This is a genomic window from Arenicella chitinivorans, assembly GCF_014651515.1.
GTDB lineage: Bacteria > Pseudomonadota > Gammaproteobacteria > Arenicellales > Arenicellaceae > Arenicella > Arenicella chitinivorans.
On record NZ_BMXA01000005.1, the window covers coordinates 97463 to 113452 of the forward strand.

A 15990-nucleotide genomic window follows, 5' to 3' on the forward strand; every position below is an offset into this window, starting at 1 on the left:
TTGCTGGCCACATGAACAACCCGCACCCAATCGACACACGCCCACTAATTACGGGTGACGATCCGGCAGCACAAACGTATTACCAGGACTTGGTCTCGGAGTACGGCTCTCCTTTGTTGGTCCTCAACGGTCGTGTTCTAAAAACGCGTTTCAAAGCACTGCAAGCGGCGCTACCAGAGGTAGATTTATACTATGCCGTCAAGGCACACCCAGACCCCGAAATCATCAAAATCATTGACCAGCTTGGCGGTGGTTTTGATATCGCCTCGGCTGGTGAAATGAGCTTATTGTTGGATCACAAAGTGTCTGGACGACGAACCATTCACACGCATCCAATTAAGAAAGATCAGGAAATTCGCGATGGCCTGCGTTTTGGTGCCACCACCTTTGTGATCGACAATGTCCACGAGCTGAAAAAACTGGTGCCCTATCGTTCTCGTGTTGGCGTATTACTGAGAGTCAGTTTCCGCAGTGCGTCGGCAATCGTTGATCTGTCCAAAAAATTTGGTTGTGCACCAGATGAGGTTTCAGAGCTAGTACAAGAGGCAAATGCACTGGGCATTCACGTTAAAGGGTTGTCATTCCATGTCGGTTCTCAGTGTCACGATGCCAGTAAACATGTGGAGGCGATTTCGCGCTGCCATAGATTAATGCAGGAAATTAATGAAACCGCAAACAAGCCGCTCAGTGTCCTCGATATTGGCGGCGGATTCCCTGCTGACTACGAGCTCAAGGGGCTCGACATCGAGGCGTTCTGTATGCCAATCCGGGCGGCACTGGCAGAATTGCCGAGAGATTGGCATCTGATCGCAGAGCCGGGGCGCTACTTGGTCGCCCCATCGGTCACCAGCGTGACCACGGTTGCCGGAAAATCAATGCGTAATGGGTTCCGTTGGTATTATCTGGACGATGGTATTTACGGCTCGTACTCGGGCCAGCTGTTCGATCACGCAACCTATCCGTTACAAGTATTCAGAGACGGTGAACGTATGCCAAGCATTGTTGCCGGCCCAACCTGTGACAGTATTGATGTGGTTGCCGAAAATATCGGTCTACCGGAACTGGAAATTGGCGATTTAGTGATCGGCCACCAAATGGGCGCGTACACAGCCGCCACCAAAACACGCTTCAACTCGATACCGGACGCTCGACTGGTGGTCGTTGACCATCCACAGGAGCCACCGGTCTTGGTCAACTAATCCGGTTCCCAACGGCTTAAAAAAATGCCCTGAGTGAGCATGTCACTCAGGGCTAGGTGCCCAACCAAATAGCTTACTCAGGCAATTACCAAGTGAGGCAAATTCAATACTAGCCAGCTTGCCGGTTGCGACGCATGGCCTCAAGTTCAACTCGAGTCAACTCACGAAAATCCATCTCGAACGGAAATTCCATCGCACACGGTGCACCGTTACATTCCGCAGGTTTAAATTTTATCACCAACATCAGATTGGTCGCGATCTCCGTGATCCGTTTGTCAGGACTATTGTAAACAGCGACATTTTCAACCGAGCCTTGCGCGTTGACATTAGCCACTAAAAATAACTTTCCAGGCACGGCCACCAATTTATTGGCTTTAATCAAGGCTCGATATATTTCTTCTGTGCCACTGACAGGGTATGGAGGATGCTCAGTCTCTTTTAGGACACCATACATGCTACGGAATGCCTTTTTCTGCGAAGAATTTAATTCGTCATAAGTCTTGTCAAATGGTACCAACGACTCCACCTCAACCGGCCGCATTCTAGAGCCAGTGACTTTGTCACCGTAGATGCGATACTTCTTGGCGGCATGCGCCTCGTCTGCGACCACGCCCAGCATGACCATACCTGCAATCGCGATGACACCAAATTTTGATTTCCACATAACGTCTCCTAACTCTCCCAAAGTCGATGGTACTTATACAAAGCGAAATAGTGCGGCATGTACGGAGGCACAACCTCAATAACCAAGTCAGCATAATCGCCATTTGTTACTTAGATGCGATGCAGAGGGATTTGGATTCAAAAATTTGAAGAAAAGTGCGTGACCTACGTCACACCGAGATGCGTGTCAGCCTCAGTCGAAAAAGGATGGGGCGAGTTTCATCACATAACCGACCAGCAATGCCAAAATAAGCCCATAGACAAACGACAAGACGCAAACCATCAAAATGGCGTACAAACGCTCAAGTGCACTGACTTCCACGGGCAGATTGAGATAGTTATCGTGGATAAAAAAGATAACGGTGATCGCGAGCACTGCAGACCCAACAGCGCTCCACAACGATAGTTGCCAAAAACTCAATCGAGATTGGCGGGCGTGCAGGTAAATGGCAACGAACAATGACCCTGCGGTGAGCAGGTGTGGTGTGTATTGAGACAAAAACATAAGCACACTTACAATGGGGAAGCATGCAGCATGCCACAGTCCGCCATAGAGCGGCAAGCCCCCATGAGGCCAGCCTTACTGTGCATGCAGAGACAACAAACTTCGGACAAAGTCCGATTTCTGGCTATTTTTATGGAATACGGCATGCGCGGCACGTTGAAACACTGGCGCGTCTGTCACATAGAACACCTCACCAGCTAAGACCGCCCTGCTGACCATCGGAGTAGCTAAATACGCTGCGCCGCCATTCGCTTTAATGCTCTCGAACGCGATTCGAGCAGAGCTGGTGTAAAGCTTCGCCACGGGTGACTGAGGGAATTCGGCTGCATGCTGCACACCGAAGTAACTACCCCAGTCCACATAAACATAGCCGGTTTGAAGCGCGTCGTTACTGGTCAGACCTGGCTCTGACGCCACCAATCGCAACTGAATTGTGTCGAATACTTGGGACTCGACATGATGTGACTGCGGGGCCTCATACATAAAGGCCACATCCAGAGAACGATTTATAACTTTCTCCACCAACAATTCAGCACTGTAAATCTCCGCCGTGATGGCCATTTCAGCATGTTCTGCAAGAACCGCATTAAGCCACTCTTGCAACGCGATATCCCATAAACCCGGTAGACCTCCCACATTCAAACTGGTTTGCATTCCCTCCGGCAGACTCACTTCTTGTCGCGCACGATTCCACATATTGACTATGCTGTTGGCATGAAACAGCAGGGCTTCACCGCTCGGACTCAGGTGAATATTACTGCGCTCGCGTACAAACAATTCGGTACCCATGCTCTCTTCAAGGGCTTTAATACGGGCGCTGACTGCAGACTGAGTGACACAGAGATTGCCGGCGGCGCGACCAAAATGGCGTGTCTTGGCAACCTCTAAAAAGGTCCTAAATGCGTTGATGTCCATATGGCTGAAAGTTTTTGTAGGAGTGACAACTTACGTTCATGTTTACAAACAATTTTTTTGATCGTCACGACAAATATAATTCTTTTTACAAGCTCGTGCCATAGCCCAATAATTAATCACTAGTTAGGCCTCTCGCTAAGGTTTAACTAACTGATACCAACATTTTATGGGACCAACACCATGCGAAAGCACAGCTCAAAATCTGATCAGCACAACGACAATGACGAAATCTTGTTTGGCGATTTTGAAGATATGTCTGAAGACGAATTCTTCGAGCAGTTTGAGAAACGAGACAGTCGGAAACGAAGCCGACGCAAACGCGAAGCTCGGCGTCAAATCGAGCGCTACAACGAGGACCGAGAACTCGCTCGTTGGATCAACGATTATCATCTAGATTCCTATGAATAATCGAAAAAAGTAGATTGATAAATCCTTTTTTTCAGCCTCTGTACCGCAAGGGTACAGAGGTGTTTTTACGTGCGATCCACAGCAATACGGCCTACGTCGAATGCGCCACTCCCAACCCTGACCCTTAGCCTTCCGGGTTCAACTGCGCTTTAAACCAGCGCGCACTGGCCTTCGGAATCCGCTCCATGGTTTCAAAATTCACATAGTGCAAACCAAATCGCTGCCCGTAACCGGAAGCCCATTCGAAATTATCCAGCATTGACCATGCAAAATACCCTCGCAGATCGACGCCCTGCTCAATCGCGTGAGCGCACTCCTCAAGATAGGCAGCATAATAGTCTATCCGCGCCTGATCATGCACTTCGCCGTCCACCGGATGATCATCATAAGCACAACCGTTTTCAGTAATATAAATTGGCGGATTTTTGTATCGATCAGCGATCCAGTGCAGCAGTTTACGGCAACCCCAAGGGACCACGGCCCACTGCATGGTGGTCTTCTTCCATTGAGGGTCCACACTGAGATCGATCTGCTGGTCTTCGCTCAAACCACCATTGCCGTACACGGCGGACTCCTGCACCTGGTCGCCTGATTGCGATGCATACATGGTTGTGTAGTGATTCAAGCCAAAAAAGTCAGACGAACCCAAGACTAGGTCGCGCTCCGCTTCGGTAAACACAGGCAAACGCTCGGCAACATACTCACGCATACTGTCTGGGTAGTTGCCAAGGTAGATCGGATCAGCAAACCAAGCGAGGAAGAATTCCAGCGCGCGCTGAGCGGCCTCGCGATCGGCTTGACTATCTGTTTTCGGTTCCCGCCAGTCACAATTATTGGTGATTCCGATCAGACCACTTTGCGCCGGCTTAAACTGACGTCGGTAAATATCGACCGCCTTGGCATGCGCCAGAAGCAAGTGATGAGCGACTTGGTACGGCTCAACATTGGATGTTCGACCCGGCGCAAAGACGCCTTGCCCGTAGCCCAGAATGGCCACAACCCAGGCTTCATTAATTGTGATCCAATGTTTCACTCGGTCACCGAAGTGCTCGAAACAGACAGCAGCATAATCGGCAAAACGGTCTGCCATAGCGGGGTTTAACCACCCATCCTCATGCTCTTGCAAAGCTTGGGGTAAATCCCAGTGATATAGAGTAGCCCAAGGCTGAATGCCATGTTCCAAACAGCAATCAATCAGCGCGTTATAAAAGTCGATCCCCGCCTGATTGAGCGTCGAGTTGGTTCCATCAGGCAAAATTCGAGGCCAAGAGATAGAAAAACGGTAAGCAGTTACCCCCATGTCCGCCATCAACGCGATATCTTCACGAAAACGGTGATAGTGGTCACAGGCCTGGTCTCCAGAATCACCATTAGCCACACGTCCCGCCTCGTCACAGAAAGCGTCCCAAATAGAGGGACCGCGGCCATCAAGCGCGGCGGCCCCCTCAATCTGGTACGCTGAGGTCGCCGTTCCCCAGACAAAATCCGTTGGAAACTTAGTCTTCAAACTCATGAGTTCACACCTGATTGAGTGTCGCGAGGCAGTCGATCAAACCAAGTTCGCTTCAAAATAACACTGGTAATAATCGCCACCGCCGCGGTAATGAGAATCGGCACACTTTCCTGTAACACGAGATAGATCGGCAATATCACCAACGACGTTTGCCAAACCACACCAACCAACACATTGAAAGCATCGCGTTTGAATCCAGTATTGGGTTCAAAATCAGGGTAAGCGGCTTGAACTTTGGCACGGATGGGGCCCCAAAAACCCCATGGACGGACGTTTTTATAGAACGTCATGAGTACTTTTTCATCAACTGGCTTGGTAAGTAAGGTACCGAGAACACAACCAGTGACCGCTAATATCAGCATCAGAGGGAAGGTGTACAAATCAAACACGCCTGCAAAAATGTATCGAAAGGTGAGCGCGGGAATCAATCCGCCAACCATGCCCCAAAAGAAACCCCAGCCGTTAAATCGCCACCAATACCACTTCAAGACGTTGGCAGCGACGTAACTGCCGTAGAGCCCGGAGACGATCCATTGCAAAATGTTGTTAACGTTCCCCGCAAAGAAGCCCATGACGATACTGACCGAGACCATCGCCAACCCAGCTATCAGATTAACTCGGAACACAGTTTTCGCTTCTGCATCCGGATTGATGTGCTTTAAATATATATCGTTGACTAGGTAAGCCTGTGTGGCATTCAACGTTCCGGCAAATGTCGACATAAATGCCGCCAGTAAGCCAGCTAACAACAAGCCCAGTACCCCGCTGGGGACAAACTCATTGATGGCAGATGGCAGGATCTGTTCAAAGTCGATCTCACCACTGACCAGCAAATCCAGTTGATCAAAGTTCAGCACCGCCAAAACGGCAAAACCTGCGATCATAAAGTAACGCAATGGCATCAAAATCAGACTGACCGAACCACTCATCAGCGCCGCCTCACGTGGTGATTTGGCAGATAAGATTTTCTGCATGTCGTAAGTTGGCGCTGGACCCGCCATACTCACCAGAACACCTTTAAAAATCATCATCATGAAGAAAATATGGAATAAACCGAAGTTGTCACTAGTGATGCGGTTATTCACTTCTGGGATGATCGATGACCAGTCCAACCCATCGCCAAAACCGAAGAATGGCGTCATCCAACCGTCTGGCACGTTTAACGATGACGCGCTCAGCGCATTCATCGCAATGACACCGATGACGATGGCAGCGATCGCCATCAATATAAACTGAATGACATCCGCCCAGACAATGCTCATCATGCCGCCCAGAACTGAATAAAAAACAGCGAAGGCGGTTAACACAATGCCGTAAAAATGTGGAACGTACTGTGGTGCAATTTCGAATGGGATGTACGGTGAGATGACCTCCCAAGGCAGAAAAATTTCTACAAATTTGCCCACACCAATAAAGCCGTAAGCCAAATACCCAAGGCCGAGCAGAATCGCGAACACCACGATAATCGTGTGCGAAAGCTGGGCCCCAGTGCCAAAACCAAATCGCGTCCCGATCCATTCAGCCCCAGTGGATACGTTTGAACGGCGCAACCAGATAGACAGAAACACCATCAGAAAAATCTGATTGAAAACCGGCCACAGCCATGGAACCCAGACGCTCTGTAGACCGTAAACGAACAACAAGGTTACCAGCCACATGGTACCTGAAATATCGAACATACCAGACGCATTGGAAAGCCCCAGCATGTACCATGGAAGGCGATTGCCGCCAAGCATGTAATCGTTTTTTGAACGCTCAGCTTGCTTGCGCAAAACTAAGCCGATGACCACCGTGACAACCAGGTAGCTGATAATAATCAATGCATCTAATAAGGTCAGTTGCATACTCTACTCCGATCCAAGATGGTTAACACGTTGCCCGTGCGACGCTGAAAAAGCGTGCACGAAAAAGAATAAATTGCTCATAATGTATGGTCGATGCGGCCGTGGCATCGCACTGCTATTTGGTTGATCTGGGGCTATCCAGCTTTTTGTTTTTCTATTTTATTATCAATCACATAGCGCTGAATAAACGCTTCATGGGTCGGCGCAGCGTCGGTCATCTTGCCAAGCGCCGCGTCCAGTTGTTGCAGAATTTTTGCCACTTCTTCAGGGGCCACAGAATTGATGCGCGGACTGGTATTCTGAGCACGTACTCCCATGCCCTCTAGTACCGCTAACCAATTATTGTATTCGAATAAATCGTGTGAATCAGGCTTCAAGTATCCACTGGCTTTAAACAACTCCAGCTTGTGTGCCAACGAGTCGGGGATTGAAATCTCGCCACAATGGCGCCAGAATGATGTGTCGTCACGCTGCGTAGTTGCATAATGCAAGACCAAAAAATCACGAATTGAGGTGTATTCGGCGATCAAGCTTTGGTTGTACTCCCGCGCCTGGCATAAACAGTCTCGCGTCGCAGGTAACAGCTCAATTAATCGCCGTACGCCCCGCATAATCAAATGGATGCCGGTTGATTCCAATGGTTCTAGGAAACCCGCAGAAAGACCAATCGCCACGCAGTTCCGCCGCCACATTTCACGTCGATGACCCGTAACAAACCGCAAATGCTTTGGCTCAGTGACGGATTTACCATCGATCTGGCTCAACAAGTGCGCCTGTGCATCGTCCTGATCGAGATACTGGCTGCAGTACACATACCCATTTCCAACCCGTGATTGCAACGGAATACGCCAGCGCCAACCTGCGGGTTCAGCGATCGCACGCGTGTACGGCGAAATTTCACCGGTCGACTCACTTTGAACTGCGACGGCCCGATCACATGGCAGGTAGTCAGTCCAGTCCTCATACCCTGCCCCAAGAGCCTGTTCAATTAGAAGGCCTTGGAAACCAGTGCAATCGATAAATAAATCACCCTGAAGCGTAGCAACACCGCTGGCACCATCCACGGTCAAGGTCGCGATATCGCCGTCATCACCTAATGTCGTGTCCAGCACATTGGCCTCAACACGCATGACACCCTTTTGTTGCGCAAAGTCAGAAAAATACTGAGCCACTAGACTGGCATCAAAGTGCCACGCATGACTGGATCCTGCCAGCAAAGACTCCTTGGTACCAAACGAAGCCGGCACAAACTTATTCTGCGCAGCCATTCGAGCGGCTGGCGAGAACTGTGAGAGAACCGTTTGATCGCCTTGCTGTTTAGCACGCAACCAAAACTGGTAAAACGGTAAGCCGTCGATAGCGCATCCCAGCGCGCCGAACTGATGAAAGTAGCGAGAATCAGTGGTTTTCCAGCCTTCAAACTGAATACCCAATTTGAACGTGGCGTTTGTTGCGCGAACAAACTCTTGTTCGTTGATTCCTAAAAAACGTATGAAGTCCACAATTGGCGGTATGGTTGCCTCACCAACGCCAATGGTTGGGATATCGGCCGATTCGACCAGTGTGATCCGATAATCCAGCCCATGAAGCACGTGCGCCAAACAAGCCGCTGACATCCAACCAGCGGTACCGCCACCGACAATAACAATGTTGCGAATTGCAGGCTTACTCATAAAACGTTATCTCCTCGGACATGGCAGCACTCTGCTCTCGAAAGAACAAAATGCTGCCACACTTACGACAAAAGTTAGAAGCGGAAGTTCACTCCAAGGATATAACGCGTCTCTTGCGAATCATAGGTAAAGAAATTTTCTGACCACTCAAGATAGCGCTCTTGTTCTTCACCAGTGATGTTGATGACCTCAGCCGATAACGCCAGCGTATCGCTGAAATTATAGGTGAATGACGCATCCCATTGACCGTAGTCACGGAACCAAGAGGACAACGGCAGATCCAAACCGGCTACACCAATTGTGGTGTTGGTTGGTGCCAAGTATTCATCACGCCAGGTATATGCCAACCGCGCTTGGATCACATCGTTCTCATAAAATCCAATTAGGTTGTATGAAGTTTCTGAGACACCAGGCAGCGGCAAATCGGTGCGCGTCAATGACTCTAAGCCGGTTTCTGAATCTGAGTACGTAAAGTTCGCAGCCAAACCAAAACCATTATCAAATCCAGTTTGGAATGACAACTCCAGACCTTGAACGGTGCCACCGTCGCCGTTAAACGGACGCGTCACGCCAGCGGTGCTTGCACCACCCGGGGTTTGGTCCGGTTGCGTTTCCTGTACGGTACGGCTCGCGATGAACGACTCGACATCTTTGTAGAAGAATGTCGCTGACGCCAAACCGATGTCACCAAAATACCACTCGTAAGACAAATCAAACTGATCTGCTCGGAACGGATCCAAGTCCGGGTTACCCGCCTCACCACCGTTAAACCGGAAGCAGTTACAGCCAATGTCACGCGTCAGATCTTGTGTGAAACCACGACCTAGCAATTGTAAGTCAGGGCGCGCGATCACGCTGGCCGCGTTTATACGAATTTTGCGTTGATCATCCAGGTCATACGAAAAGTTCATACTCGGTAGGACATCGGTATACGATACTTTCTTAGTCTCCAGATTGGCATCACGGAAAGCGCCATTCCATGTATCCGTACTCCACAGACGCTCTGTCGCCGGGCTGGCTTTTGAGAATGTGATCTCAGTTTCAGTGCGAATGACTCGAACACCGATATTCAAATCCCAGTTGGCTTCCGCGCCGCCGAAATCTGCTTCAAAATAGGCTGCTGAGGTTTGCTCGGAAGCTACCCAAGACTCCAGCGGGTCTTCAATGAAGTCGACTGGCGCACCAGCTGCAATGCCTTGAAACCATTCGCCTGGATTGCCCATGCGCGCCGCATCGTCAAATAACAGACCGTTTTGATAGTTACCGGATGGGAAGTAGTCATTGATGCGCACAGCGCGGTTTGGATTGCTGCTGTAGGTCTCCCAAGGAATGACACCCGGCGACGTACCACCGAATCGTGCAAAGTCAACACCGTATAGTGCCTCACACAAAGGGTCACCGGAGCTCGTTGTTGCATCCGGACATTTGTCGCCAATCGCTGCGTCAAGGTAGCGATAATATGGCCCAAATAACTGGGCATCACTGATCCCGTCACCATCCACATCACCGAGATCGTAGCCTGCAGTTGCACGCAGACCAACACCACCACGACCTGGGTCAAAACTCGGGTCAAAGGTAGCAGGTGCGCCATTACGACTTAAATCAGCCAGGTAATGACCTTCAACAAAATCCACCTCTTCATCTGCAACTCGTGCACCAAAACGTAAGGTTTCTAAGCGACCGACGTCCATATCCAGTTCAATATCGGCACGCAACGCGGTTTCTTCATTGCTGACTCTGTCACCGAACGCCCAGTGCGATTTGAAGTTCAAATAACGCGAATCTGTCAACCATCCCTCATCGGCATAGCGAACGTCTGGTAAACCACCGTTAGTTGAATAAGTCCAAACGCGCAAATCATCGGTATTGTCTGCACCAGTATTCGGTGTTGGATCGTTGTTAGCAACGACTTGCCACCCTGTGTCTCCCTGCCCGGTGAACGTGGTTACGCCGTAAGGTGAGAAGCGGCTATCACTAAACGCGTACTCACTTTCATAATCGGCCTTAGAGTGCGACAGATCAAACGACGCAGTGAGTCGACCACCGCTATCAAATTCAGCGCCAAGTCGAATATTGTCTGTGGTGACATCTGACATCTCACGACCGGTGTTGACTTCTGACCCGCCGGCAATGAACGTGCCTTGCTGGATATGCGCGATTGAGCCGCCCGCGAAGTTATGGTTAACCAAACCTGGCGCTAGGTATTCTTCTGGCGTTAAAATCGATGCGCCACGAGAGCCACTGACAAAGGGATAAGCGGCTTCCAAACCGGCAGAACCATCCACACCCATGTCGTGTTTTACTGAATAAGAACTACGGTCTAAATCCAATCCTGCATGCGTCCAGTCAGCGGATAATTCCCAATTATCATTCGGACGCCAACCGAGTGTAAGGCTTGCACCCAGACGCTCTCGCTCGGTTTCCGCATCGGTGAAATACAACATGCCTGGACGGATATAATCTTGTCCGTTCGCCAGCGTATTGACTTGAAAACTTTGACGAGAGAAGGTTTGAGCCTGATCAGAATGTACTGTCTTATTGTTGGTCGTGATCGATAGAATCGCGCCAAAGGTATCATCCCAGTTTTTACCTAAAACCACCGCGCCACTGGGTTGCGCGTCACTTGAGTCGGAACCTTGGTCCAACTTAGCATTACCGGCAAGCAATAACTCATCGGTGCCAATCGAGAATGGTGAACGCGTCTTCAGGTTAATGGTGCCACCAAGGCCGCCTTCGACCAAGGACGCACGCGGACTTTTGAAAACATCCACACCACCGAGAAGTTCGGAAGGAATACCTTCCAAAGAGTTGGTGAACTCAACCCGGGCTTCGCCGAGCTGGAAGTATTCCAAGCCGGTTAGAAACGTTTCGCCGTTGAGTAGGGTAACGTTTTGATCCAAGCCGCGGATACGGACTTTGGTACCTTCGCCGCCTTCACGATCGATTTGAATGCCCGTCAACCGTTGCAGTGATTCGGTCACATTCTGATCTGGCATCTTACCAATGTCATCCGCAGTGATACTTTCCATCACTTGCTGCGATTGGCGTTTGATGTCGAGCGATCGATTCAATGCATTGCGCTGACCACGTACGATGATCTCTTCAAGCACTTCATTGGACGCACTGTTTTCTGCCTGATCGGCGGTGGATTGCGCATGGCTAAGACTGCTTCCCAACAAGCAGGATGACACAACCAGTGCAATTTTGGTTTTGGTGAATTGATTGGCCTTCGCCTGTCGTTCCGGCGATTGGCCGTAACGATTTTTGGCCACGAACTGACTTCGGGTCATGGTGGTTCTCCTCTGACTAATGTAATTGTTCTGTAATACCTCTCCTCCAATTGCCTACCGATCAGATTCTTCGAACAGCCTTACTCTCCCTAATTTGAGTCGCTGATCGCGCTTATCTCCAGGCTTGCGCCGACGCGGTCATCACTTGGCTATTCTCACTGACACTTTAAGTAAGCAACAGAATCAAACTCGACCGATCGCACGACAACAAAACTGAGGACGCACGCTGCCCGATGTTTGATAGGCGAACCTTACACTAATGGTAAACGTTTTCCAATATGGAAAACGAACAAAAATTACACTTGACTATATACGCTGACATAAAATTATTTTTTTAATTTTATATTCATACACTTATCCGTTACTCTTTACATAAAGATTGACTTAAAAAAATAAAGCCAATCATCCAAAATGGTAAACGTTTACTGTAATTTCTCATAGGTTCGGTACAATCGAACCAAAAATAGGCAATCGTTTCCCAAGAAAAAGAATCCTGTTAGAGTGCCGTATTAACACTAGATCGTAGAGACAGACACCAATGTCCGATATTGGAATTAAAGAACTCGCACGCATTGCAGGCGTCTCCACCGCCTCGGTTTCCCGTGCACTGAGCAACCCAGAACGGGTCTCCAAGAAAATGCGGGATCGGGTTCAGGCCGCCGCCAAACGCGTGGGCTACCAACCCAACCGCCTGGGTGCCAGCCTACGCACTTCTCGTTCAGGTAATATCGTTGCCATCATTCCCGACATTAGCGATACTTTCAATTCCGGCGTAATTCAATCTTTAGAGCGCGCCGCAGCAGAGCGCGGTTACTCTGTACTATTTGGCGACACACAGGGAATTCGCGAGCGCGAATTGGTTTATGGTGCCATGGTCCGCTCACGGCAAGCTGATGGCATTATTGTGTTCTCGCATCGCCTGCCTTTTACGGCAGAAGAACTGCAATCCGAAAATTTCAAATTACCGCCGCTGGTGAACTCTTGCGAACTCGCGGACTCACCACACATCGACACATCCAATTTGCCCTGGGTATCGATTGATAATGTCCAGGCTGGACGCGATGCGGTCACACACCTGATCGAATTAGGACATCAGAACATTGCGGTTATCACGGGCGACATTGAATCCCCCAGCACGGTACAACGACTAGAAGGATATCGATTGGCGCTCAGTGCGGCAGGGATCGCCTACCGCGAAGAGAACGTTTATCAGGGTGCGTACACACTCGAAGCTGGTGTGCGTATCACCAAGCAAGTCTTGTTAGCCAAACATCGACCCTCAGCAATTTTTTGCATGTCTGACGAAATGGCAATGGGCTGTGTCGCCACGTTGAAAGAACACGGTTTCGGAGTACCTGAGGATATGTCCGTCGTAGGCTTCGACGACATTCGCTTTGCGCAGTATTTATCCCCGCCCCTCACCACCATCGCGCAGCCGGTGGAAGCCATTGGCCGGACCTGCGCCAACATCCTGATCGATTTAATCGAGGACATTGCGGAACCAGAATCTAAGCACATTTTACCGCACAAACTGGTCGTGCGATCCAGCGCGACTACCCCAAGATAATAAGGCGACCGACCAACGTGATAAGGTGCTGGCCGATGACCTTTCGTAAACCCTTTTTAGCTACAACGCGCTTTTAAGACTCATCGGCAAACCGATACTCTGCGAATTGCTCACGTAATTTCATTTTGTGGATCTTACCGGTCGCCGTATGCGGCAGCTCGTCCACGAAGGCAACCTCATTCGGCATCCACCACTTGGCAACTTTACCATCCATAAATTGCAAGATGTCGTCACCAGAAGCCGACGAACCGGCGGTTCGTACAATGACCAGCAAGGGGCGCTCATCCCACTTCGGGTGCGCAATACCGATTACCGCAGCCTCGGCCACCTCTGGGTGCGCCACAGCACAGTTCTCCAAGTCGATCGACGAAATCCACTCGCCGCCAGACTTGATCACGTCCTTGGTGCGGTCAGTAATCATCATGTTGCCATCTGGATTAATACTGGCAACATCACCCGTGTCAAACCACCCGTCGTCATCCATCGCGGTTTCGGAATGCTTGTAATAGCGCTCGACTACCCAAGGCCCCTTCACCTTTAACGCACCAAATGCAACGCCGTCCCAGGGCAACTCGTTATTCTTGTCATCGACAATCTTCATCGAGACGCCGAACACCGGTCGGCCCGCACGGACCCTCAGCTTGTCATACTCTTCATCGCTGTAGTAGTCGCGCGGATGCTTAGGGGCATTAAATGTACCTAGCGGCGCCATTTCAGTCATTCCCCAACCAGTCACGGTGGTTACACCATGATTTTTTTCAAAGTCATGCATAATGCTCAATGGACATGCAGAGCCACCAACACCTACACGCTCTAATGACGGCACGGTCTTACCGGACTCTTTAAGGTAGTTCAGCAATGCCAACCACACAGTCGGCACACCGACTGCATACTTTACGCCTTCCTCTTCAATCAAGCGCTGCAAGGTTTCACCGTCACCCATCTTGGACCCTGGAAAGACCAGCGTAAAACCAGCCAACGCGGCTGAGTAAGGCATATTCCACGCATTTACATGGAACATCGGAACGATAGGTAAAGCCACGTCATGGGCAGTAAGCCCCATACCGTCGCCTAAACAACAAGCGTAAGACTGCAAGACCAACGATCGGTGTGAGTAAAGCACTCCCTTGGGGTTACCCGTCGTACCCGAGGTATAACACAATGAACATGCCGTATTTTCATCCAGATCAGGCCAGCGGTAGTCTGAGCCCTCTTGGGCTAACAGGGTTTCATAGCAATACACATTCTCCAGCTTGGTGTCTGGCATGGTCTCTTCGCTGGCCATCACCACGACGCCTTTGACGTGCGGGATGGAATCCGCAATTGCTTCGATCAGCGGTACGAACATGGGGTCAACCATTAACAATTGGTCTTCAGCGTGATTAATGATGTACACCAGTTGTTCGGGAAACAAGCGTGGATTAATGGTGTGGCAAACTGAACCACAACAAGCCACACCATAGTAGATCTCCATATGGCGGTAATCGTTCCATGCCAGAGTCCCTACCGTTTGGCCTTGCTCGACGCCGAGTCTCTTCAATGCGTTTGCTAGCTGTGCAGCGCGATCATAACACTCTGACTGGGTGTATTCATGGCGCGGGTTATCGTGCGTAATTGAGACGATTTTACTGTCGCCATTAATGGCACGGCCATGTTTCATTAGTGCAGTAATGGTCAACTGATCGCCCATCATTAAGCCTTGCATACATACCTCCTAAACCGGTTTGGGGATTTTGGGACTGTTAATCTCAGCCCACTGTTTTTTATAATCTAGGCATGTTAGCACGGGAAACAAAAGTCTGTGTAGCATCCCCCTGTACGCAAAAATTCGGCGTATTTCTACCCGGTATTGACGCAACAAATAGTCCTATATTCAACGCATAGATTTTTGATTGTCCGAAACCAACAGAAACATCAAACTCAAGGCTTTGCAAACGCGGCGATTTGCGCTACCTTCCTCCCTTTGATCAGGAAGTCCACGATAATCACCATGCCAATAGAAAAATCGCACACACCTGCTGCAGCACCCAAGCCGCTCGAGAACCGTACTTTCGGACTCATATTTGCCGGGATTTTTTTGGTGATTACCTTGTTTCCGTTGCTGAGCGGCAACGCGCCGCGTATGTGGTCGCTCTATGTTTCGGGCGGATTTTCCGCCCTCGCAATCCTGTTGCCTGTCGCATTGACACCACTGAATTTTGCCTTTCAAAAATTTGGCATGCTGATGCATAAAATCACCAACCCGATCCTTATGGGGCTGGTGTTTTTTCTCACTGTCTTACCAACCGGGTTGGTACTCAAGGTTTTAGGTAAAGACCCCATGCGTCGCAAACTGGACGCCAATGCAGAAACTTACTGGATCAAGCGTGAGCAGCACTTGATCAATAAAGAGTCGTTTGACAACCAGTTTTAA

Annotated in this window: 12 protein-coding genes; 4 read left to right on the forward strand and 8 right to left on the reverse strand. The window is 49.9% G+C overall.

Annotated elements, in window-relative coordinates:
• Positions 1-11 precede the first annotated feature (11 nt).
• On the forward strand, positions 12-1199 hold the full coding sequence (locus tag IE055_RS13495) for a type III PLP-dependent enzyme (RefSeq protein WP_189402103.1): 1188 nt from the start codon (positions 12-14) through the stop codon (positions 1197-1199).
• Between the two features lie 109 nt (positions 1200-1308).
• Here IE055_RS13495 and IE055_RS13500 read toward each other — a convergent pair whose 3' ends face one another.
• The 3 genes from IE055_RS13500 to IE055_RS13510 all read right to left on the reverse strand — a co-directional run bounded on the left by IE055_RS13500 (position 1309) and on the right by IE055_RS13510 (position 3282).
• A complete protein-coding gene (locus tag IE055_RS13500; RefSeq protein ID WP_189402105.1) occupies positions 1309-1863 on the reverse strand; it encodes a hypothetical protein in 555 nt (184 codons plus the stop codon).
• A gap of 192 nt (positions 1864-2055) precedes the next feature.
• The gene (locus tag IE055_RS13505; RefSeq protein WP_189402107.1) at positions 2056-2367 is read right to left on the reverse strand and encodes a hypothetical protein; all 312 of its coding nucleotides are present in this window, start codon (positions 2365-2367) and stop codon (positions 2056-2058) included.
• Positions 2368-2442: 75 nt separating this feature from the next.
• Entirely contained in the window at positions 2443-3282 is an 840-nt protein-coding gene (locus tag IE055_RS13510; RefSeq protein WP_189402109.1) for a LysR family transcriptional regulator, read from the reverse strand.
• Positions 3283-3462: 180 nt separating this feature from the next.
• Here IE055_RS13510 and IE055_RS13515 point away from each other — a divergent pair, with 180 nt between their 5' ends.
• Positions 3463-3690 (forward strand): PA3496 family putative envelope integrity protein, encoded by a 228-nt coding sequence (locus IE055_RS13515; RefSeq protein ID WP_189402111.1) that lies wholly within the window; start codon positions 3463-3465, stop codon positions 3688-3690.
• Positions 3691-3814: 124 nt separating this feature from the next.
• Here the strand turns inward: IE055_RS13515 and IE055_RS13520 are convergent, their stop codons facing one another.
• The 4 genes from IE055_RS13520 to IE055_RS13535 all read right to left on the reverse strand — a co-directional run bounded on the left by IE055_RS13520 (position 3815) and on the right by IE055_RS13535 (position 12010).
• Positions 3815-5203, reverse strand: a complete 1389-nt coding sequence (locus IE055_RS13520) for a GH1 family beta-glucosidase (RefSeq protein WP_189402113.1) — start codon at positions 5201-5203, stop codon at positions 3815-3817.
• Positions 5200-7047 (reverse strand): sodium:solute symporter family protein, encoded by a 1848-nt coding sequence (locus tag IE055_RS13525; RefSeq protein WP_189402115.1) that lies wholly within the window; start codon positions 7045-7047, stop codon positions 5200-5202. Before IE055_RS13525 ends, IE055_RS13520 begins: the two co-directional genes overlap by 4 nt.
• Before the next feature lie 134 nt (positions 7048-7181).
• Positions 7182-8720 (reverse strand): tryptophan halogenase family protein, encoded by a 1539-nt coding sequence (locus tag IE055_RS13530; RefSeq protein WP_189402117.1) that lies wholly within the window; start codon positions 8718-8720, stop codon positions 7182-7184.
• Positions 8721-8794: 74 nt separating this feature from the next.
• On the reverse strand, positions 8795-12010 hold the full coding sequence (locus IE055_RS13535) for a TonB-dependent receptor (protein WP_189402119.1): 3216 nt from the start codon (positions 12008-12010) through the stop codon (positions 8795-8797).
• Between the two features lie 538 nt (positions 12011-12548).
• On the opposite strand from IE055_RS13535, the gene IE055_RS13540 reads away from it, so the two are divergent.
• Positions 12549-13577 (forward strand): LacI family DNA-binding transcriptional regulator, encoded by a 1029-nt coding sequence (locus tag IE055_RS13540; RefSeq protein ID WP_189402121.1) that lies wholly within the window; start codon positions 12549-12551, stop codon positions 13575-13577.
• Between the two features lie 73 nt (positions 13578-13650).
• Here IE055_RS13540 and IE055_RS13545 read toward each other — a convergent pair whose 3' ends face one another.
• Complete coding sequence (locus IE055_RS13545) at positions 13651-15282, reverse strand: long-chain-fatty-acid--CoA ligase (protein ID WP_189402123.1); 1632 nt, start codon at positions 15280-15282, stop codon at positions 13651-13653.
• Positions 15283-15567: 285 nt separating this feature from the next.
• Between IE055_RS13545 and IE055_RS13550 the strand changes: the two genes are divergently transcribed.
• Positions 15568-15990: an SxtJ family membrane protein gene (locus IE055_RS13550; protein ID WP_189402125.1), complete on the forward strand. Its 423-nt coding sequence runs from the start codon at positions 15568-15570 to the stop codon at positions 15988-15990.

Bases quoted from the DNA above. Each gene is read 5' to 3' on its own strand.
- IE055_RS13495 (WP_189402103.1), top strand. From the start codon at position 12: ATGAACAACCCGCACCCAATCGACACACGCCCACTAATTACGGGTGAC.
- IE055_RS13500 (WP_189402105.1), bottom strand. From the start codon at position 1,863: ATGTGGAAATCAAAATTTGGTGTCATCGCGATTGCAGGTATGGTCATG.
- IE055_RS13505 (WP_189402107.1), bottom strand. From the start codon at position 2,367: ATGTTTTTGTCTCAATACACACCACACCTGCTCACCGCAGGGTCATTG.
- IE055_RS13510 (WP_189402109.1), bottom strand. From the start codon at position 3,282: ATGGACATCAACGCATTTAGGACCTTTTTAGAGGTTGCCAAGACACGC.
- IE055_RS13515 (WP_189402111.1), top strand. From the start codon at position 3,463: ATGCGAAAGCACAGCTCAAAATCTGATCAGCACAACGACAATGACGAA.
- IE055_RS13520 (WP_189402113.1), bottom strand. From the start codon at position 5,203: ATGAGTTTGAAGACTAAGTTTCCAACGGATTTTGTCTGGGGAACGGCG.
- IE055_RS13525 (WP_189402115.1), bottom strand. From the start codon at position 7,047: ATGCAACTGACCTTATTAGATGCATTGATTATTATCAGCTACCTGGTT.
- IE055_RS13530 (WP_189402117.1), bottom strand. From the start codon at position 8,720: ATGAGTAAGCCTGCAATTCGCAACATTGTTATTGTCGGTGGCGGTACC.
- IE055_RS13535 (WP_189402119.1), bottom strand. From the start codon at position 12,010: ATGACCCGAAGTCAGTTCGTGGCCAAAAATCGTTACGGCCAATCGCCG.
- IE055_RS13540 (WP_189402121.1), top strand. From the start codon at position 12,549: ATGTCCGATATTGGAATTAAAGAACTCGCACGCATTGCAGGCGTCTCC.
- IE055_RS13545 (WP_189402123.1), bottom strand. From the start codon at position 15,282: ATGCAAGGCTTAATGATGGGCGATCAGTTGACCATTACTGCACTAATG.
- IE055_RS13550 (WP_189402125.1), top strand. From the start codon at position 15,568: ATGCCAATAGAAAAATCGCACACACCTGCTGCAGCACCCAAGCCGCTC.